The following is a 20514-nucleotide window of genomic DNA, read 5'->3' as shown; positions in this document are numbered from 1 at the left end:
TCCGTCAATCGCTTGCGCTGGCCTTCCTTCAGAACGATCCCAGCGCGCTGCCCAATGCGATCACGGCCACCAGCGCCAGCAGCGACGTCGCGATGCCGACCATCACGATGTCGAAATAGCTGTCACGGTGCGTCAGGCCGCAGATCGCGAGCAGGCTGACCACCGCGCCATTGTGCGGCAGGATGTCGAGCGTCCCCGAGCCGATCACCGCGACGCGATGCATCAACGCAGGGGCGATGCCCGTCCGCGCGGCGAGCTCGACATAGGTCTGGCCGAGAGCGTCCAGCGCAATGGTCAGGCCGCCTGACGCCGACCCGGTCAGAGCGGCCAGGATGTTGGTCGCAACCGCTAGCGAGACCAGCGGTCCGCCTTCGATCGCAAGCACCCAGTCGCGCACGATCGTGAACGCCGGCAGCGAGGCCACGACCGCACCGAATCCGACGAGGCTCGCGACGCTGAACGCAGGCAGGACGGATGCATTGGCCCCGGCGTCCATGGTGCGGCGAAGCGCCGGCAGGCGGGCCCGGTTCAGCGCGATGGTCGTGACGATGGCCGCAGTCAGCGCGACCGCGACCGACCACACGCCCGCGACGGCCGCGAGCGTCGTTTCACCAAAACGCTGCTCGGCGAGATAGCCGACATCGAGCCGCGGCAGCACCACGAGCGACATCACCAGATTCACGATGACGACCACGATCAGCGGCACGATCGCACTCCACACGGGCGACGGCCGCTCGCTGCGCTGACCGTGCTGGAGTTCCGCCGGATCGAACTCGCGCGCGGTCGTGGCGCGCTCGCGCACGAGCTCGTCGGCGGCGGCGCGCTCGGTCGCGCCCTCGATGTCGTCGCCATAGCCTTCTCCGGCGCGGCGCGCCGCGGCTTCAGCGCGGTGCAGCCACCACAATCCTGTCACGAGCATGATGAGGGAGGCGATGATACCGAGGCCTGGCGCTGCGAACGGCGTCGTGCCGAAGAACGGCATCGGGATCGCATTCTGGATCGACGGCGTGCCCGGCAACGCCGACATGGTGAAGGTCGACGTTCCCAGCACGATCGCAGCCGGGATCAGGCGACGCGGGATTGAAGCCGCGCGAAACAGCGAACGGGCCATGGGAACGATGACGAAAAACGCAACAAACAGGCTGACGCCGCCATAGGTCACCGCGGCACCGGCGAGCACCACCGCCAGGATCACACGACGCTCGCCGAGGCGCTCCGCCATGAAGGCGGCGACCGACGTGACCGCACCGCTATCGTCCATCAGCTTGCCGAAGACCGCGCCAAGCAGGAAGATCGGGAAGAACTGCGCCAGAAATCCGGCCGCATGCACCATGAACACCTGGGTCAGGTTCGCAAGCAGCGGCTCGCCGCCGAACAACGCGGCAACGAGCGCAGCGAACGGCGCCAGCAGAAGCACGCTCCAGCCGCGAAAAGCGAACAGGACGAGCAGGGCGAGCCCGACGAGGAGGCCGAGAAGACCCACGTCTCAGCACTCCGCCAAGAGGACATCGAGATCGGCGGTCGAGCGCTGGCCGATATCCGCGCCGTGCTCGTCGAGAAAGGTCTCGGCCGCCAAGCGTCCCTCGGCGCGCAGCATCGAGACGAACTCCCATTCGGCGTTGAGCTTGGATGACGCGCCGAACTTCGCCAGCATGTCGCTCTTGACGCGGTGGGTCCGCATCTTTGCCCAGCGCGCGCCCTCGCCGCTGCCGGGGTCGGCCGCCTGGCGCAGCAGCGCGATCATGCGCAATTCCTTCATCAGGGGCGAATTGAATGAAATCTCGTTCAATCGATTGAGAATCTCCGCAGCCGTCCGCGGCTCTTCGAGCGTTTCGGTCGGATTGATCTGCACCAGGATCGTGTCGTGCGCATCGCTTTCGCGAATGAGCGGCGTGATCGTGGGGTTGCCGGCGAAGCCGCCATCCCAATAGGGCTCGCCGTCGATCTCGATCGCGCGGAACATGGTCGGCAGGCAGGCCGATGCCAGCAGCACGTCCGCCGTGATCTCGGCGTTGCGGAAGATACGGCCGCGGCCCGTGCGCACCCGCGTCGCGGTGACGAACAGTTGGATCGGCGAGCGCGCGAGGCGTTCGAAATCGATGCTCTCGGCCAGCACCGCGCGCAGCGGATTGTAACCCGTCGGATTGAGATCGTAGGGCGACAGCACGCGCGACATCAGGTCGGTGAGAATGTAGAAGGGCGACGTATCGAGCGTCCAGCGCCCCATCAATCGATCGAGCGGCGAGCGCTGGAGAGGACTGAAGGCGGCAGCCTTCGAGACGCGGCGCCAGTATTTTTCGAGCGCGTCGCGCGCGCCCTCGGCGCCACCCGCGATCCACCCGTCTGCGAGCACGGCCGCATTCATCGCGCCCGCGGAGGTGCCGGAGATCGCGGCGATGGTGAGCCACTTCTCTTCCAGAAGACGGTCGAGCACGCCCCAGGTGAAGGCGCCGTGCGAACCGCCGCCTTGAAGCGCGAGATCGATCAGTACGGCGTCCCGTTCCATGGCGGTACCCACGCAACTGAAGCTCAAATTCGACGCGATTTGTCACGCGCCGGAATGACGGCAGTTTAGAGAACCTTGGCAGCGTAATGCAACTGGAACGTGACGCCGGCCTAGTGCTCGAACACCAGCCGCGCGCCGACCGTTCCGTCGAGCGCGCGGATCTGCTGAAGCAATGCATCTGAATCCTGGCCTGCCAGGTCGGCGTCGAGCACGACGTAGCCGAGGTCGCCGGCGGTCTCCAGGTATTGCGCGACGATGTTGATGTCGCGCTGGAGAAAGACCTCGTTGAGCCGCCGCAGCATGCCCGGCACGTTGCGATGGACATGGCTGAAGCGCGCACCGGCGGGACGTAAGTGCAGTTGCACCTCCGGGAAATTCACCGCGCCCATGGTCGATCCCGTGATGAAATAGTCGACCAGCTTGCGCGCGACCTCGCCGCCGATGCGCTCCTGCGCCTCCTCGGTCGAGCCGCCGATATGCGGGGTGAGGATGACGTTCTCGAGGCCCTGCACCGGGCTCTTGAAGCGATCCGAGTTCGAGGACGGCTCGACCGGAAACACGTCGATGGCTGCGCCGGCGAGATGGCCGTCCCGCAGGGCGCCCGCGAGCGCATCGAGATCGACCACGGTGCCGCGGCTGTTGTTGATCAGGAACGAGCCTGATTTCATCGCCCGCAGCTCCTTCTCGCCGATCATGCCTGATGTCTCCGGCGTCTCGGGCACGTGAAGGCTGACGACATCGCTCTGCGCCAGCAGCTCTTCCAGCCTCTCGACCGGCTCGGTGTTGCCGTGGCGAAGCTTGTCGGTGCGGTCGAAATAGATCACGCGCATGCCGATCGCTTCGGCCAGCGTGGAGAGCTGCGAGCCGATATTGCCGTAGCCGATGATGCCGAGCGTGCGGCCGCGCACCTCGCGGCTGCCGGTCGCCGACTTGTCCCAGCCGCCCTCATGCGCCGAAACCGAGCGCGGGAAGATGCGCCGCAGCAGCATCACGATCTCGCCGATCACGAGCTCGGCGACGCTGCGCGTGTTGGAGAACGGCGCGTTGAATACGGGAATGCCGCGCTTGCGGGCCGCCAGCAGATCGACCTGGTTGGTGCCGACGCTGAAGCAGCCAACCGCGAGAAGCCCGTCCGCGGCCGCGAGCACCTCATCGGTGATCTGGGTGCGCGAGCGGATGCCGAGCAGCGACACGCCCTTCAGCGCGCGCCGCAGGTCTTCGCCGTCCAGCGCCTTGGTCAACCGCTCGACATTGGTGAAGCCCGCGCTCCGGAACAGGTCGACAGCGCTGTCATTGACGCCTTCGAGCAACAGCGCCTTCGCGTTCCGCTCGGGGCTTTGGCCTGGGGCTGGCATGGAATCTCCGTAGGTCACAGCTTTGCCGCAGCTCATAGACCGCGGGGGAGATGCAGCACAATAGGGTTTGGATATGGGGAGAAGGTGGCGGGGCGGTAAGTGTTTACGGTGGCCGCCCGGTCAAATGACGTAAAACCCATGCGTGCCGTCGAGCCGGAGTTGCTCGACGAGACCGTATTCCCAGTCGAGATAGGCCTGCATCGCGCGCTCGGCGACGTCAGTGCCCTCATAGGGCCGGCGGTAGCGATGCGCCGGATCGGGCTTGGGCAGCACGCGCGGCGGGCCGACCTCGAGCTCACCCTCGTAACCGCCTTCGAGGACGTAGACTTCCCAGCCCATCTGCGCGAGCCAGGATGCCGTCATGTCGGCACGCACGCCCTGGTCGTCGGTCAGGAGGATGCGCGCGCCGCGCACGGGCGCGGCCATGTCGGTTTCCTGGACGAGCTGGCCACCGGGATAATGCCGGTAGCCGGGGAGATGGCCGGCCGCAAATTCCTCTGCGTCGCGCACGTCGAAACGATAGAGCGTGCGATCGGTCTGCGCTGCGAGCGCTTTCGCCTCGTTCACGCCGATGTGGCGAACACCTGCGCGATAGGCGACGTCGCGGGCATTGGCCGGGCCCCCCTCGAACGGCCCGATCGCACCGCGCTGGTCGGCGCCGTGATCGAGCGCGTGCCGCGCCAGCGTCCAGCCGATGGTACCGTTGCGCAGCGCCCGCACCTTGTTGGGCACGCCGGCATTGATCAGCGACTGCGTGCCGATGATCGAGCGCGTGCGCCCGGCGCAATTGACGATGATGGTGGTCTCAGGATCGGGCGCGGCCTGCCCTGCCCGCAGTACCAGCTCAGCACCGGGCACGCTGACCGAGCCCGGAATGTTCATGGTGGCATATTCGTCGAAGCGGCGAACATCGAGGATGGCGATGTTGGCGTTGTCCGCAATCAGCTTTGCCACCTCGTCGGCGCTGAACGAAGGCGTGTGCCGCCGCGCTTCGACCAGCTCGCCGAATGCCTTGGAATAGGAATTGACGTCCTCGAACACCTGATAGCCCGCATCGCGCCAAGCCTTCAGCCCGCCGTCGAGCGCGCTGACATTGGTGTAGCCGAGCGCGGCAAGCCGCTCGGCGCCGGTTGCAACAAGTCCCTCGCCATCATCATAGAGCACGATCGCGACGTCCTTGCGCGGCAACCGCACCTCGGCCTCGATCGCGATCCGGTCCGCGGCCATGTTGGCGGCAAACAGCGGATGGCCGGTGGCGAAGCCGGCTTCGTACCTGAGATCGAGCAGCGCGATCTCCTCGCGGAGCAGCAGCGCGCGGCGGATATCGGCGGGGGTGACGGTGGGGAGCTTCATGGCGTGAACCCTGGCAAGTAAGGCCAAGGGCTTTTGAACGATTGTCGCGCGCTTGGCTAGCCTTCGCGGCCCTTCACTCGCCCGGAACCAGCCGCCCGAGCGGCGGCTGCGCGGGGCGCCGCAGCCTGCGGCGCGACAGATAAAGCAAAATGCCGGTGACCGAGAACAGCGGCATCAACGCTGCTGCAATCATGAAGGCGAGCTTGCCGGGCCAACCCAGGAACGCGCCGCGATGGATGTCGAGCACGTTCGCGATGATCTTCTCGCCGAGCGTCTTGTCGGCATAGCGCTCCGCCGAGATCACCTGCCCCGTGACCGCATCCACGCGGAATTCGTCGCGCGTGGTATCGAGCGTCGAATCCTTCGGCCACGACCGGATCCGGATGACCGTGCCGGGTCCGGCGGGCAGCGTCAGCAACGCTTTGGAGAAATGTTTCCCCTCCTCATGCTGGAGCGTCGTCCATGCACGATCAAATCCGACCGGCTGAGCCGGCTCGGCCCGGTCGGCTGCGCGCGGCGCCTTTGCGGACATCTTGGGCTGCATCTTCGCAGCAGTGACCTCTGGGCGCGACAGCAGCCAGACGACGCCATCCTTGTACCAGTCGAACGAGTACCACAGCCCGGTCAGTGTCATCACCAGATAGACCGGCAGCACCCAGGTGCCGATGACGGCATGCAGCGAGCGGTGCAGGCCGCGGCCGCTGAGACCGAGATTTGGCTTCAGCCACATCTTCACGCTGCCGGCGCGGCGCGGCCAGCGCAGCACGAGGCCCGAGATGAGCATGACGATCAGGCCGAGCGCGGCGATGCCGGTGATCTGGCGTCCCCACCCCTTGGCATCGCCGGGGATCAGCAGCCAGCGATGCAGCCTGCGGACGGTCGCGAAGAACTCCTCGCCACGCGGCGCACCCAGCACGTGCGCGTCGTAGGGATCGACATAGAGCGATGTCGGCCGCGCGCCCTGCTCGTCACGCGCGAAGCGGACACGCACCGCCGCGGCCGGATCGCTCGACAGCGTGACGGCCGAGACCTTGCCGAGGTCCTGCCCCGCCTTCAGCCGGGCCACCAGTTCGTCCGGCATCAGCGCCGGCGCCTGGCGCGGCGCGACCTGCATGATACCGCTATTCAGATAGTCGCCGATCTCGTCCTCAAAGCTCATGATCGCGCCGGTCAGCGCGATCAAGGCCAGCAGCAGCGCGAACACGAGGCCCGCGATCGAGTGAATCTGGTGCAGAGCTGCCTTGATGTGATGCCCCACCCTACTCATCGAAGCCAACCTTCTTGATAAGCGAGATCGCGGCCTGCTGATGTGCGGCGATCTGGTCGATCGACGTTGCATCGGCGATGAACGTGCCCATTTCGGCAACGATGGGGGCGCGCTCCGCTGCCGCAAGCACGGGGTATTCCAACTCGGCAGCGGCAAAGATCCGCTGCGCTGCCGGCGTGACAAGGAATTCGAGGAATTGTCGCGCCAACGCCGGATGCGGCGCCTGTTTCGCGATGGCCGCGCCGGTGAGGTTCACATGCGTGCCGCCGCCCCTAAAGGTCGATGGCACCGCCTTGACCTCCATCGCCCAGGCACGCCAGTCGGCCCCTTCGCGTCCGTCGCGCAATTGCGCCAATGCCACGGTGTTGCCGATGCCGATCTTGCACGCGCCTTGCGCGATCTCGCGGATCACGTCGTTGTCCTTGCCATCAGGCTTGTGCGCGAGATTGGCCTTCAGCCCGGCGAGCCAGGCCTCCGTCGCGGCCTCGCCGTGGTGGACGAGATAGGCCGCAACCAGCGCGACATTGTTCTGATGCAGCGGCGAGCGCATGCAGAGCTTGCCGCGCCAATTGGGAGCGGCGAGATCTTCATAGTCGATCGAAGCAAGAGCGCTGTCCTCGCGCACAAAGGCAACGCGCGGGCGGACGGAAAGCGCAAGCCATTGCGCGTCGTTACCACGGAGATTTGGAGGGACCACCTGGTCGAGACGAGACGACGTGAAGGCTTGCGTCAGACTGCGGGTAGAGAGCTGGGTCGTCTTGTCCAGCCCAATCGTCATCAATACATCGGCGGGCGATGCGGCGCCTTCCGACGTAAGTCGCTTGACGAGGCTGTCCTCGACGAAGACGATTTTCACCTTGACGCCGCTGGCTTCCGTGAAGGCCGCAACGACAGGCTCGACCAGGGCAACCTCCCTGGTCGAATAGAGCGTGATCTCCTCGGCGCGGCTCGCACCTGTGGCAGCAAGGCAGGCAGACGCCGTCGCGATCAGGACCGCGATGGCTTTGTGCCGCACCGCCATCGCTAGAACTTCACCGTTGCCGACAGCGACACGCGGCGCGCATCGCCGATCGCGACGTTCAGATTGTTGACGGCGGAGGGATAATAGACGGTGTCGAACAGGTTCTTGACGTTGAGCTGATAGATCACCGGCGTGTTCTGGTAGTTCGTCTCATAGGTCGCGAAAATATCGGCGACCACATAGGACGGCAAGAAGAAGCTGTTGATCGCATCACCGGGACGGTCGCCGACATAGCGCGCGCCGCCGCCGAGGCGGAGCTGACCCGGCAAAGCTGTACCGAAATCATAGACCAGATAGAGCGAGGCCGTGTTCAGCGCGACGTTCTGCAGCTTCTTGCCGAGCAGCGTCACATCCTCGGACTCCGTCACGCGGGCGTCGGTGTAGCCGTAGCTGCCGATCAAGGCCCAGCTGTCGGTGAGCCTGCCGGTGACATCCAGCTCGACGCCCCGCGAGCGGGCGCGACCGACGGTGTGGAGCTCGACCAAGCCCGCGCTGTTCGTCTTCGTCGTCTGCACGTTCTTCTTGTCGAGATCGTAGAGCGCCAGCGTACCGGAGATGCGCTTGTTCAGATCGAACTTCACGCCGGTCTCGTATGACACGCCTTCTTCCGGCGCGACATTGGAGTCGATCACGATGCCGATCGGTGCAATGGTCGAGTTCGGCTTCAGCGACTCGGTGTAGCTCGCATACAGCGAGACTTCCTCGGTCAGCTTGAGAATGGCGCCGCCGAGGGGAAGCACCTTGTCTTGCGACACGTTGGTATTGGTGATGAACGGTTTCCCGCGCCCGGCGATCTGGTCGTAGTCCATGTAACGGACGCCGCCGACCAGCGCGAACCGTTCGGTGAGATGCAGGGTGTCCTGGAAGAACAGCGACCATTGGCCGAGCTTGTCGGTCTGTGCGCTATCGCTGTTCGACACCGTCGTGCCCGGTCCGACCCGCCCGTAGACGGGATTGTAGACGTTGATGGCGGGAGTGGCCTGCCGGATCAGATTGTCGCGGTAGATGGTGCGATACTGGCCGTCGCCGCCGAATACCACCTCGTTGCGCATATTGCCGAGCCAGAAGCTGCCGGAAACGTACGACGTTCCGTAGCTGGCATTGCTGAGCGAGCCCTGCGTGCCGTCGTTGCTGCGCGTCTCGACGCCCGTCGTGAAGTTGAGGGTGGAGATGCGGAGCTGGTTGGCGCTGAAGGTTTCGGTGTTGTAGCTGTAGCCGGCGTAAAGCTTCCAATCCTGGTTGAAGCGGTGCTCGACCGAGGCTTGCATCAAGTCCGAGGTGCCCCAGGTGTTGTTGAAGGGCTCATCGAGCCGGCGCGTGGAAGGCACCGCGAGCGGCGCCTTGGTCACCGGATTGAACGCCGTGCCGCGATCGAACGGATAGATGAATTCACGATGCTCGTAATTGAGCTGGACCGTCGTGTCCTGGCCGTACCAGGCCAGAGACGGTGCGACCAGCATCTCGCGGTGACGGCCGAAATTGCGCCAGTAATCCTCGCTGACGCCGTAGCCGATGAAGCGATAGGCAAGGCCCTGATCGCCGATCGGACCGGTAACATCGAGCAGGCCGTCGGCGCCGGTTTTCGAAGCACTGAATGCCGAGCCGAGCAGCGTGACCGAACCGTGCTGATAGAGCTCCGGGCGCTTGCTGATCGTGTTGACGATGCCGCCGGGGTCCATGATGCCGTAGAGCAGCGAGGCCGGCCCCTTCAGCACCTCGACGCTTTCGACCGCGGGATTGAAGCTGCGGCCCTGCACCAGCGGCATGCCGTTGCGCATGATCGAACCGTCACGATTATCGCCGAAGCCGCGGCGGATCACCGCGTCCTGGCTGCCGGCGAGCGTGTTGGTCTGAGTGATGCCGGAGACGTTGATGAGCGCATCGTCGATGTTCCGCGGGAGCTGGTCCTTCAACACCTGCTCAGGCACGATGTTGACCGCCTGCGAGGTATCGAGGGGCGAGGCGCCGCTGCGCAGTGTGGTCGAGCTCGGCATCGCGCGGTAGCCGAGCTTGGCGGCCTGTTGCGTGGCGGCCGCGGCTGCTGCACGTTCCGACATTGTCGGCGCTGCGGGTGCGGGATTGGCATTGCGCTGGCGCGCAACGGTTTGCGCGCGGCGTTGGGACTGTTGTGACGCGCGGGCCGGCTTCGGCCGCTGCACCGGCGCTTCCACTGTCACCGGTGGCAGCGCCGACTGCGCCTGCGCACTCGTCGTGTTCGAGGGGGATTCGACGAGCAGCACCGCTGCGCCGAGGAGAAGACCTGCACGGCTCTTGCCGGCATGATGACGATGGCCGCTGACGCGTTGGCCATCCACGAGGGCACGCACTTTCATTCCACTTCAAGTCAAGAACATTGAAGTGTGCGCCTGTAACAGTCGGCGGGATCGAAGAGAACCGTAGGCGAGCTTGAATCGCTCTAGTGTTGAATCGTTCTAAGCGCATCAGCGCGCCGAACGGCAATCACCAATAGACGTCGCAGTTATCGCAACACGCTGCACGCGAATCCGCGGCAACGTGTCACGAAGATTTCATATCTCACGCGATGGCAGGAGCAATCAGCTCGTCAATCTTTCGCTTGAGCGCCGCGCCATCGGACGAGGCACGGAACGGCGGGCGTACGCGCAGCCAGCCTGCGTCGCCCGTCTGTGCGGCGAGGATTGCCTTCAGCGTCGCGAGGAACGACGGCGTGTTCAGCACGACATCGGTCGCGGCTTGCATGCGCGCCTCGACGTCCTTGCCGTCAACCATGCCCTTGACCAGCTCGGGCACGACGTTGGCCATGCCGCAGATGGTGCCTGCGCCGCCGGCGGCGATCGCGCGGGTGATGTCGGCTTCGTTGCCGACGGTGATGGCGAGATCGGGAGCAGCAGTACGGAACGCCTGGAACTGCTTGAAGTCGCCGCTGGAGTCCTTCAGGCCCGCAACCACCTTGCCGTAACGCTTGCGCAAGTTCGCAGCGACACCGGTCGGGATCGCAACGCCGGAGACCTGCGGGATGTGATAGAGCGAGGCGCGCAGGCGATCGTCGGCGACGCCGTCGATGATCGCGGCAAACGCGTCCTCGATGCCTTCGGGCGTGACACCACGGTCGAAATAGGGTGGCAGATACAGCACGTGACGCAGCCCGAGGCCGAGCACGGTGCGCGTCAGCGCGATGCTGTCGGTGATGGCGGGAAAGCCGCCGCCGATGCCGATACGCTCGGGCGCGACGCCGGCCTCGAGCACGGCCTCGATGGTCGCGACACGCTCGGTGACATTGAAGGAGGTGCCCTCGCCGGTGGTGCCGAACAGCACAACGCCGTCGACGCCCTTGCTGAAGAGCTGCCTGGCGTGAGCGGCGAGCTTGGCGGAGTCCACACTGCCATCCGTCGCCAGCGGCGTCGCCGACGCCACCCAGAACCCGCGAATTGCCTCCGTCATCTCACCACCCATTAGCTGCGGTCCCGGACTAAGCCCCTGATCTCGAACGATCTTAGGAGGCCTTCCGAGCCTTGTTTTTGCTTTACTTTTTATGTTGTACCTTACATACAAGACGGACGCAAATCCTTTCCACCATCACGGCGCGCATGAGACGCAGCCAGATTCCGAGGAGGTCTCGCATGAACATGGTGAGCCCCATTGAGCGTCCCGATCAGTTGCTTGGCGCCTTGCGCGACAAGCTCGGCGCGGCCGCCGTGCTGATCGGCACCGACGTGCCCGCGCGCAATTGCAACGACTGGAGCGCGAGCCTGCCGCAAACGCCGCTTGCGGTGATCCGACCGGTCGATGCGCAAGGCGTCGCCGATGCGATTGCGACCTGCCGGCAGGCGCGGCTGCCCTTCGTGCCGCAGGGTGGATTGACCGGACTCTGCCGCGGCGCCTCGCCCGAACCGGGCTGGGTCGCGATCTCGCTCGAGCGCATGACCGGCATCGAGGAGATCGATCGCGCGTCGGCGACGATGACGGTGAAGGCCGGCACGCCGCTTGAGGTGATTCAAAAGGCCGCCGACGAGGCCGGCTTCTTCTTTCCACTCGATCTCGGCTCGCGCGGCTCCTGCGCGATCGGCGGCAATCTCTCCACCAATGCCGGCGGCAATCGCGTGATCCGCTACGGCATGACGCGCGAACTGGTGCTCGGCCTGGAGGTGGTGCTGCCCGACGGCACCATTATCACCAGCCTCAACAAGCTGATGAAGAACAACGCGGGCTATGACCTCAAGCATCTCTTCATCGGCTCCGAAGGCACGCTCGGCATCATCACCCGCGTGGTGTTGCGGCTGTTCCCGAAACCGCGCTCGACCATGGCGGCGCTGTGCGCGCTGAAGGACTATGCCGCGGTGATCGCCCTGCTCGATGCCGCGCGAAGCGGGCTCGGGCCGCTGCTGTCGGCATTCGAGGTGATGTGGCCGGACTATTGGGACGTGATCACGACGCGCGCCGGGGTGAAGCCGCCGGTCGCCGCAGGCCACGGTCTCTACGTGCTCGTCGAGGCCCAAGGCACCGACGAGAGCCTGGATGCACCGCGTTTCCAGGCCTGGCTCGAAGAGCTGATGGAGCGCGGGCTGCTCGCAGATGCCGCCGTGGCGCAATCGCTGGCGCAGACGCAGGCGTTCTGGCGCGTGCGCGACATCTGCGCCGAGTTCGGCCAGGTGCTGGGCCCGCACATCTCCTATGACATCGGGCTTGCGGTGGCGCGGATGGACGAGTTCGTCACCCGCTGCAAGGCCGCGTTGGCCTCCGGCATCAAGGGGTGCGAGAGCGTCTATTACGGCCATATCGGCGATGGCAATCTGCATCTCGTGTCCTGGGTCACCGGTCTTTCCGTCGAGCAGCAGCCGAAGGAAGAGATGGACGCGATCATCTACGGTCTGGTGCGTGAACTGGGCGGCAGCGTCTCCGCCGAGCACGGCATCGGCACGCTGAAGAAGAAGTGGCTGGGCCATGCCAGGAGCGAAGCCGAGATCGCGTTGATGCGGACGCTGAAGGCCGCGCTCGACCCCGATCACCTGCTCAATCCCGGCAAGGTGATCTGAGACAGCAGATGCGATCGCTCAAGCTCGATACGCCGAAATCGCTGTCGCAGCGGGTGGTGGTGCGGCTGCGCCAGGCCATCATCGACGGCGAGTTCGCGCTCGGCGCCGCCATCTCCGAGGAGATGGTGGCGAACTCCTTCGGCGTCAGCCGCACGCCGGTGCGCGAGGCGATGGGCCAGTTGCAGGCGCAGGGCCTGGTCGTGATCCGGCCGCAGGTCGGCAGCTTCGTGTTCACGCCGAGCGCGGACGACATCACTGCGCTCTGCGCCTTCCGGATCGCGCTCGAGCCCAAGGCCGCCGAGCTCGCGTTTCGTCATGATCGCGACGGCACGATTGCGACGATGAGCGAGGCAATCGCGGCGATGGAGCCGGCGATCGCGGCAAAGGACAACATCGCCTATGGCCGCGCCGATGCGAGCTTTCACGAAGGGTTGTTCGCGCATTGCGGCAACCGCTATCTCATCGAATCCTACCAGCTCGTCTCGGGCCGCGTCGCCGCGCTGCGCACCAATCTGACGTCGCCGATCGACGTGCGCACCCGCTCGTCCTTCGACGAGCATCGCAAGCTGCTCGATCTGTTCGCACGCGGCGAGTTCGCGGCCTTCGAAGCGCTGATGACGACGCACATCACCAATTCCGGCCTAGTCTACGCCAAGGCCTTGAAGGTGGAGGCCTTGAAAGTGGAGGCGCTGAAGGCGGACTGAGCGCCTCTACCCCGCATCCTTCGATCCCGGCCTGTCCAGAAAATCCAGCGCGGTGTTGATCTGTTCGAGCTGGTGCTCGATCTTGTCGCGATCGTCGACCGACTGCGCCTTCTCGAGCTGTTCCACAAGCTTCTGCTTCCGTGACAACAAGTTCTCTATGACCGTACTCACAAGTCCCCCATCGCCCCGAAACGAAGCGTCGAGGCAAAATCCGGTTACGGCACTGGCGCCGGGATGGTCGGGACGCGCGCGAGCATGGCTCGCACCGGTCCCTTGATCAGAATGTTCGCGGAGGCGGTTGGTTCCTGCTAATGAACCACAACTCCGATCAATGGAACTATTTGCGCAGGCTCGCCCAGACCCCGCCGAGGATCAGCACACCGCCGAACAGATGGATCAGTTTTGGCGGTTCACCGAGAATTGCGAACGACAGCAAGGCGCTCGCGATCGGTCCGAGATAAAGCACGAGCGAGGTTCGGACCGAACCGAATTTGCCGCCGAGCCAGGCAAAGCCGGCATAGGCGAGCAGCCCGGGAACGATCCCGGCGAAGACGTAAGCCGACACCGCTTTCGTGCTGAAGACCTGCGCCGGCATGGTCCACATCTCGATCAGCGCCTGCGGCAGCGAGAACAGCGCGCCGGCGCCTGCGAACAGGCTCATGCGCGCCAGCAGCGACGCCTTGGGCGCCGCGCGCGATTGCAGCAGCGTGTAGCCGGACCAGCCGAGCATCGCGATCACGACCAGGCCGTCGCCCGCTGCCGTCTCCAGTGCGAACAAGGTCTCCGGATGACCGCCGGAGATGATGAGCAAGGCGCCGGCGAGCGCAAGCGCTGTGCCGAGCCATTGCAGCGGGCCGACCTGCTCGATGCCGAGCAACGCAGAGATCATCAGCACCGTGATCGGCGACAGCGCCATGATCAACGCGATGTGGATCGCCGTCGTCGAGATGCCCGCGGCATAGACCGGGCCGCCGCAGAGGAACATGCCCATGAAGCCGGCGGCGAGGATCGGCCAGATGTTCTTGCCGAGTGGCACGCGGCCGGCGCGGATTTCGGCGAACGCGATCGGCGCGAGCCCGATGGCGACGATGCTCCAGCGGAAGAAGGCGAGCGCGAAGGGCGGGACCGAGCCCGCAAGCCCGCGCGCCAGAATCTGATTTGAGGCCTGCGCGGTCGCCACCAGGATGAAGCCGATCAGCGCAATCGCACCGAGCCAGGCCTCGGTGGACGGCGCCGCGCCGGCGTCATCACCGCCGTCAGAAGTTTCCTTGCCCATGGAGCAATCGGATATCCGATGTCGGCCGCGGTGAGAACCCGGAAGAGGGCTCGCTCATGTGCATATGCGGCACGCGCACTGTTCCGGGCGGCGAGGCGATGCTCGCCATGCGCAAGGCCTGGATCGAGGCGGCGCTGCTGGGCTCGACAGTGACCAATCTCCGCCTCGTCGAGGACGCCGTACGGATGGTCCGCCAGCATGGCGGCGAGCCGGCCCCGACTGCCGAGGTCCGGCAAGGGTTCGCGAACGGTTAACGCACTCCCGCAAGCCGGATAGCCCCTGGCGGAACCGCAAATCTTCACGCGTCCGTCGGTTGTATTCGTACGCCCGGAGTCCTATGCGTAGGCGCCATGGACATCCAGATCATCACCGCCGAAAAGCCCCTGATGGCGCAGGCGCGCCCGCGCAAGCCGGCGCCGTTCCTTCCCATGAGCCGGGCCGAGATGGACGCGCTCGGCTGGGACGCCTGCGATATCGTGCTGGTGACAGGCGATGCCTATGTCGACCATCCGAGTTTTGGCATGGCCATCATCGGCCGGCTGCTGGAGGCGCAGGGCTTTCGGGTCGGCATCATCTCCCAGCCCGACTGGCATTCGGCCGATCCGTTCAAGGCGCTCGGCAAGCCAAAAGTGTTTTTCGGCGTCACCGGCGGCAACATGGACTCGATGGTGAACCGCTACACCGCGGACCGGCGCATCCGCAGCGACGACGCCTATACGGCCGGCGGCGAAGGCGGCAAGCGGCCCGACCGCTGCACCGTCGTCTACGCGCAGCGCTGCCGCGAGGCGTTCAAGGACGTGCCGATCGTGCTCGGCGGCATCGAGGCCTCGCTGCGCCGGATCGCGCATTACGATTACTGGTCCGACAAGGTGCGCCGCTCGGTGCTGGCCGACGCCAAGGCCGACCTCTTGCTTTACGGCAATGCCGAGCGCGCCGTCGTCGAGGTGGCGCAGCGGCTCGCTGACGGCGAGGCACCGCGCGACCTCAGCGACATCAGGGGCGTCGCGCTGTTCCGCCGCGTGCCCGAGGACTATTCCGAGCTGCACGCCGACGATCTCGACTCCGCTGACGAGGGCGCATCGCGGACGAAAGGCGCCACCGTGATCCGGCTGCCGGCGCTGGAGCAAGTCGAGCAGGACAAGGAAGCCTATGCGCGCGCCTCGCGCGTGCTGCATCGTGAGAGCAATCCCGGCAATGCGCGGCCGCTGGTGCAGCGTCACGGCGATCGCGACCTCTGGCTCAACCCGCCGCCGATCCCGCTGACCAGCGACGAGATGGACGCGGTCTACGACCTGCCCTATGCGCGCGCGCCGCATCCGTCCTACGGCGAGGCAAAAATCCCCGCCTGGGACATGATCAAGTTCTCGGTGACGATCATGCGCGGCTGCTTCGGCGGCTGCACCTTCTGCTCAATCACCGAGCACGAGGGCCGCATCATCCAGAACCGTTCGGAAGGCTCGATCCTGCGCGAGATCGAAAAGATCCGCGACAAGACGCCGGGCTTCACCGGCGTGATCTCCGACATCGGGGGCCCGACCGCCAACATGTACCGGATGGCGTGCAAGGATCCGAAGGTCGAGGCGGCGTGCCGCCGGCCGTCCTGCGTCTTCCCCGAGATCTGCCCGAATCTCAACACCTCGCATGACGATCTGATCCGGCTCTATCGCAAGGTGCGCGAGACCAAGGGCATCAAGAAGGTGATGGTCGCTTCGGGCGTGCGCTACGACCTCGCGGTCGAGAGCCCCGAATACATCAAGGAGCTCGTCACCCATCACGTCGGCGGCTATCTGAAGATCGCCCCTGAACATACCGAGCGCGGCCCGCTCGACAAGATGATGAAGCCGGGCATCGGCGCCTACAACCAGTTCAAGCGGATGTTCGATGCCGCGGCCGAACAGGCCGGCAAGAAATACTACCTGATCCCGTATTTCATCGCGGCGCATCCGGGCACGACCGACGAGGACATGATGAACCTCGCGCTCTGGCTCAAGAAGAACCGCTATCGCGCCGACCAGGTGCAGACCTTCCTGCCCTCGCCGATGGCGACCGCGACCGCGATGTACCACACCGGCGTCAATCCGCTGCGCGGCGTCCGCCGCGGCGGCAGCGACAAGGTCGAGGCGATCAAGGGCCTGCGCCAGCGAAGGCTGCACAAGGCGTTTTTGCGCTATCACGACCCCGACAATTGGCCGGTGCTCCGCGAGGCCTTGATCGAGATGGGCCGCCGCGACCTGATCGGCTCGCGCCCCGACCAGCTCGTGCCCGCGCATCAGCCGCCCGGCACCGGCAAGGCCGCCGGCACACGGCGACCGGTGCGCCCCGGCGGCAAGACGCAGCGGTTCACGACCAAGGGTCTGCGGGTGATGAAGTAGCGGCAGAGCCGGATGAGGTCCGGTTCAGCCTGGCGCTTTCGCGCCGCCAAGACAAAAATGTCGAAAACAACCCCATGCACAGTGGCCGGCATGAGCGGGATCAATGGCTTAGGCGGTCTGCGGAGACGTTAACCCGTCGGGCAAAACAGGCGCGGGATGGCAACGCGCCCCTTACGCTCGCACCGAAACTGGTTGACCTCGGCGCCATCATGTAACATACGAAGTTACATGAAGCGAGACAGCCGATTATCAGGCGTGCTCCATGTCCTCCTGCACATGGCGCAGCAGCCTGGCCCGTTCACCTCCGAGACCCTGGCGAAGGCCATGGACACCAACCCGGTGGTGATCCGCCGCATCATGGCGGGCCTGCGCGACCTCGGTTACGTCCGCTCCGAGAAGGGGCACGGCGGCGGCTGGACGCTGGCTTGCGATCTGTCGAAGGTGACGCTGCGCGATGTCTACACCGCGCTCGGCAGCCCCTCGATTCTGGCCATGGGCAACCGGACCGAGGCGCCTGGCTGCCTGGTCGAGCAGGCCGTCAATGCCGCGCTCGATCAGGCCTTTGACGATGCAGAGGCGTTGCTGCTGTCGCGCTTTGCCGAAGTGACGCTGGCGATGCTGAGCGACGATCTGCGCAGGCGCCTGGGCGCGCGAAAGCTTCACAGCATGAGCGCGCATCACGCGTGACCGACTCCCCCTCAGCAGGACAACATCGTGACCGACATTCAAAACGCGTTCTCCGATCCGCAGATGGTGGCGAAATACACCGAAGGGCCGCCACGGTTCGTTCCCGGCTACAATTCGATGCTGTCCATGGCGGCGATCCTTTTGGGCGAGCGTGCGCGTGAAGATGCGCGAATACTCGTTCTTGGCGCCGGCGGCGGCCTGGAGCTGAATGCCTTTGCGCAAGCGCAGCCGCGCTGGACCTTTGATGGCGTGGACCCGTCCGCTGCGATGCTGAATCTCGCGAAGCAGACGCTGGGCCCGCTCGCGTCGCGCGCGCGTCTGCATCAAGGCTATATCGACGATGCGCCACAGGGGCCATTCGACGGCGCGACGTGCCTGTTGACCCTGCATTTCGTCGATGTCGAGGAGCGGCTGCGAATAGCGTCCGAAATCCGCCGCCGCCTCAAGCCCGGCGCGCCGTTCGTCGCGGCCCATTTCAGCATCCCCGGCGACGACGATGAACGGCCGCTTTGGCTCTCGCGGTATTCCGCCTTTCTCGCCGCAGCCGGAGTCGAGCCCGACAAGGCGGCCGCCGCGCGAAAGGCGGTCGACGGCCAGTTGAGCATTCTGACGCCCGCGCGAGACGAAGCAATTTTGCGCGACGCAGGCTTCTCCGTCCCAACCCTGTTCTACATCGGCTTCACGTTCCGCGGCTGGGTCGCCTACGCCTGAGACGTCACGGCCTCGTCGACACGTCGCCATGAAGAAGCCAGGCAGGGCCTGCCTCTCGCGCTACTCCGCAAGCCGCGCGAGCGGGCCCGCGGCCGCCTTCTGTTCACCCAGCGCTTGGCCCTGGGCCATGCGTTGGCGGATCATTGCGACAACCGGGCCTACCTGCTCGAAAGCCCGGTCGTGGGCGTCGTCGCCGGCGACCGCCAGTTTCGTCAGGTCGTAGACGTCGATCCGGTCGCGCGCGAGCTCAGTTCGATAAGGCTCCTGGGTCGGGTCGATATCGCCCAGGCGGGCGACGTCTCCCCAGATCGTCTTCGACAGCGAGAGCGCGCCGTCGTCACGCGAGACGAACAACGAGATGGGGGGCCGCGCGCCGCTCATCCGGTTCAGTTGCGAGCGGAAGACATCGACATCCACGTCGGGTGCCACCAGCATCACATTCTTCAGCTTGCTGCGCTTCGACGCGACAGCCGGGGCGCGGATCGCCCGCGTTCGCAGTGCTTCCAGTGCGATCCAATTGCCCATCGAATGAGCCAGAAGATAAACTTCGCCGACGGCAGACGAGGCGTCGAGCGTGCTCAACAGATTGTCGAGCGCGTCACGCGAAAAATTGGCGCTTTCCCGGTCATAGGTATACGCGCGCAGCCTCAGCTCGCCGCGCGATGGCCAGGTGAAAAGCACGGGAACGACCGGCACTTTGGAGTCGTGCACGATCTGCGCGAAGCGATAGACCGCATCATCGAAGCGGTTGTTGAAGCCGTGGACGAAGACAAGCACCTTGTTTCGACCGGACTGCTTCATCGCCGCGGCGACAGACGCAGCGAAATGCGTCTTGTCGAGATAGTCGGCCGACACAGTCGTGAAATCCCGTTGGGGGTCGCCGGGCAGGCTCGCGGGCCACTGCACTTCGCCGATCTTCCGCGCGGCATCTGGCGGGATCGAGACAGTCACCTCGGCAAAGGACAGCTCGTCCGAACGGTCCCCGCTGAACATCTCACCGGGATCGACGTCGGATCGCTTGCGATTGGTGACGACGTAGATCGGGACATTTGTGTTTCCGGGGGCGACCTGCGCTGTCGGAACAAGCACGCCCTGCGACGGACGTCCTGCACAGCCGCCCAGGACTGCTGCGATCGACAAAGCCAACAAAACTGCTGGAGCACTGATGCGACTCGTCCGGACCACCGGCAACACTCACAACTGGACGCAAGAGCGCGATAACTCACCATCCGGGCAACGGAAGGGGCACCGGATATCGACCAGTCTATACCGGCTGAGCGTGCCTGGATGTCACGGCGCGGCAACACCCAGCCGGCGACAACTGCGGAACCCGGTCTTGCAGACCATGGTCGAGTGAAATGTTTAAGAGGGAGATGTCGAGCATCTCACGTGGCACAAATTGCATATGCGTTGCCGTTGCGGCGGCGGCCTTGCTTTGGCGGTCGTCAGAGCGCCTTGACGTGCTTGGAGAAGATGCGGAGCCGCTCGCGCTGCCGCCTGCCCTGCTGTTCGAAAGCGTATGATGCAAGGCGCTCGACCGCGTCGCGGAGACACCTGAATTGGGTCTCCCTTTCGTCGGGACGCGTGCCCTTCGAGCCGTGAAGGTCGTCCAGCGCGACGCTGCTTATCTCGCAGTCGACGATGCTGGCGCCATACGTCATCGTAAACAGAAACGCCATCCGCTCCGTGTCGTAGCCAAGAATCTGGCCGCGCGTCAGAAGCGCTGCGTTTTCCGCTGGGGATACTCTCGGTGGACGCGGCAATTGTCAGCCTACGGCTTCGCCGGTGTCGCACGGCGGCACCTCCGCCAGGCGGCTCGCCTGCGAAGCAAAATCGTTGAACGCTGCGACTGCGTCGCTCATGTTGCGGCATCCGCGGCTGTCGCGCGAGGCGTGAACGCGAAGATCGAACAGCTCCATCCAGAACAGGGGCGCCGCAGCTGAACCGGCTTCAAGCGTTTCGAACATGTTGATCTCGCAATCGCCAACGCGCTCAAGCGCAACCGTCCGTGGGCCATGAGCGATATGAGGAATTCCGAGCAATTTTCCGTAACTTCGCAATATCTTCACGTTTATAGGCGGCGCGCCATCGCAGCTGGACATCAAGGCCTTCGGGCTTTTTCGGGGTGGGTTCGCCCCCGAGTACAGACGACGCACCTAGGGGGACAGATCGCCGATTTAAGTCACATGACACCCGGTTTCTTGTTATCGTGAGCCAATAACTTGATTTTCTATGCCGCGATCCCGATGC

General features: G+C 65.1%; 19 protein-coding genes. 6 read left to right on the top strand and 13 right to left on the bottom strand.

The genetic code is table 11. From position 1 onward, the window contains the following. Positions 1-28: 28 nt before the first annotated feature. The 8 genes from AB7535_RS41180 to AB7535_RS41145 all read right to left on the bottom strand — a co-directional run bounded on the left by AB7535_RS41180 (position 29) and on the right by AB7535_RS41145 (position 10922). Positions 29-1483 carry a GntP family permease gene (locus tag AB7535_RS41180; RefSeq protein WP_354114497.1) on the bottom strand — a complete coding sequence of 485 codons (1455 nt, stop codon included), beginning with the start codon at positions 1481-1483 and terminating at the stop codon, positions 29-31. 3 nt (positions 1484-1486) lie between these two features. Continuing rightward, the gene (locus AB7535_RS41175; protein ID WP_354114496.1) at positions 1487-2506 is read right to left on the bottom strand and encodes a patatin-like phospholipase family protein; all 1020 of its coding nucleotides are present in this window, start codon (positions 2504-2506) and stop codon (positions 1487-1489) included. Positions 2507-2616: 110 nt separating this feature from the next. Next, entirely contained in the window at positions 2617-3861 is a 1245-nt protein-coding gene (gene serA / locus AB7535_RS41170; RefSeq protein WP_354114495.1) for a phosphoglycerate dehydrogenase, read from the bottom strand. Positions 3862-3981: 120 nt separating this feature from the next. Further along, positions 3982-5214, bottom strand: a complete 1233-nt coding sequence (locus AB7535_RS41165) for a rhodanese-like domain-containing protein (RefSeq protein ID WP_439037739.1) — start codon at positions 5212-5214, stop codon at positions 3982-3984. Between the two features lie 73 nt (positions 5215-5287). Further along, the gene (locus tag AB7535_RS41160) at positions 5288-6481 is read right to left on the bottom strand and encodes a PepSY-associated TM helix domain-containing protein (protein WP_354114493.1); all 1194 of its coding nucleotides are present in this window, start codon (positions 6479-6481) and stop codon (positions 5288-5290) included. Beyond that, positions 6474-7502: an extracellular solute-binding protein gene (locus tag AB7535_RS41155; protein ID WP_354114492.1), complete on the bottom strand. Its 1029-nt coding sequence runs from the start codon at positions 7500-7502 to the stop codon at positions 6474-6476. Before AB7535_RS41155 ends, AB7535_RS41160 begins: the two co-directional genes overlap by 8 nt. 2 nt (positions 7503-7504) lie before the next feature. Then, the gene (locus AB7535_RS41150) at positions 7505-9835 is read right to left on the bottom strand and encodes a TonB-dependent siderophore receptor (RefSeq protein WP_439037738.1); all 2331 of its coding nucleotides are present in this window, start codon (positions 9833-9835) and stop codon (positions 7505-7507) included. A gap of 202 nt (positions 9836-10037) precedes the next feature. After that, positions 10038-10922 carry a dihydrodipicolinate synthase family protein gene (locus AB7535_RS41145; RefSeq protein ID WP_354114490.1) on the bottom strand — a complete coding sequence of 295 codons (885 nt, stop codon included), beginning with the start codon at positions 10920-10922 and terminating at the stop codon, positions 10038-10040. Positions 10923-11101: 179 nt separating this feature from the next. Here AB7535_RS41145 and AB7535_RS41140 point away from each other — a divergent pair, with 179 nt between their 5' ends. Both AB7535_RS41140 and AB7535_RS41135 read left to right on the top strand, forming a co-directional pair. After that, complete coding sequence (locus tag AB7535_RS41140) at positions 11102-12514, top strand: FAD-binding oxidoreductase (protein ID WP_354114489.1); 1413 nt, start codon at positions 11102-11104, stop codon at positions 12512-12514. Positions 12515-12522: 8 nt separating this feature from the next. Further along, entirely contained in the window at positions 12523-13218 is a 696-nt protein-coding gene (locus tag AB7535_RS41135; RefSeq protein WP_354114488.1) for a GntR family transcriptional regulator, read from the top strand. Positions 13219-13224: 6 nt separating this feature from the next. On the opposite strand, the gene AB7535_RS41130 is transcribed toward AB7535_RS41135, so the two are convergent. Together AB7535_RS41130 and AB7535_RS41125 are read right to left on the bottom strand one after the other, a co-directional pair. Further along, entirely contained in the window at positions 13225-13365 is a 141-nt protein-coding gene (locus AB7535_RS41130; RefSeq protein ID WP_162131457.1) for a hypothetical protein, read from the bottom strand. A gap of 190 nt (positions 13366-13555) precedes the next feature. Further along, a complete protein-coding gene (locus AB7535_RS41125) occupies positions 13556-14494 on the bottom strand; it encodes a DMT family transporter (protein WP_354114487.1) in 939 nt (312 codons plus the stop codon). 56 nt (positions 14495-14550) lie between these two features. Between AB7535_RS41125 and AB7535_RS41120 the strand changes: the two genes are divergently transcribed. From AB7535_RS41120 to AB7535_RS41105, 4 genes are all read left to right on the top strand, one after another. Beyond that, positions 14551-14748, top strand: a complete 198-nt coding sequence (locus AB7535_RS41120; protein WP_354114486.1) for a hypothetical protein — start codon at positions 14551-14553, stop codon at positions 14746-14748. 96 nt (positions 14749-14844) lie between these two features. Continuing rightward, positions 14845-16866: a YgiQ family radical SAM protein gene (locus AB7535_RS41115; protein ID WP_354114485.1), complete on the top strand. Its 2022-nt coding sequence runs from the start codon at positions 14845-14847 to the stop codon at positions 16864-16866. A 228-nt stretch (positions 16867-17094) separates the two neighbouring features. Beyond that, positions 17095-17553 (top strand): Rrf2 family transcriptional regulator, encoded by a 459-nt coding sequence (locus AB7535_RS41110; protein ID WP_354114484.1) that lies wholly within the window; start codon positions 17095-17097, stop codon positions 17551-17553. A 63-nt stretch (positions 17554-17616) separates the two neighbouring features. Continuing rightward, a complete protein-coding gene (locus AB7535_RS41105) occupies positions 17617-18264 on the top strand; it encodes a class I SAM-dependent methyltransferase (RefSeq protein ID WP_354114517.1) in 648 nt (215 codons plus the stop codon). Between the two features lie 60 nt (positions 18265-18324). On the opposite strand, the gene AB7535_RS41100 is transcribed toward AB7535_RS41105, so the two are convergent. The 3 genes from AB7535_RS41100 to AB7535_RS41090 form a co-directional block, all read right to left on the bottom strand. Further along, complete coding sequence (locus tag AB7535_RS41100) at positions 18325-19458, bottom strand: alpha/beta hydrolase (RefSeq protein WP_063979790.1); 1134 nt, start codon at positions 19456-19458, stop codon at positions 18325-18327. Between the two features lie 251 nt (positions 19459-19709). Next, on the bottom strand, positions 19710-20027 hold the full coding sequence (locus tag AB7535_RS41095) for a DUF1488 family protein (protein WP_256376441.1): 318 nt from the start codon (positions 20025-20027) through the stop codon (positions 19710-19712). A 3-nt stretch (positions 20028-20030) separates the two neighbouring features. Beyond that, on the bottom strand, positions 20031-20366 hold the full coding sequence (locus tag AB7535_RS41090; protein ID WP_354114483.1) for a hypothetical protein: 336 nt from the start codon (positions 20364-20366) through the stop codon (positions 20031-20033). Positions 20367-20514 lie beyond the last annotated feature (148 nt).

This window comes from Bradyrhizobium sp. 956_D2_N1_4 (assembly GCF_052076025.1).
In the GTDB taxonomy this organism is placed as follows: domain Bacteria; phylum Pseudomonadota; class Alphaproteobacteria; order Rhizobiales; family Xanthobacteraceae; genus Bradyrhizobium; species Bradyrhizobium barranii.
The sequence above is the reverse complement of the archived record's forward strand: the minus strand, read 5'-3'. Positions and strand labels throughout refer to the sequence as shown.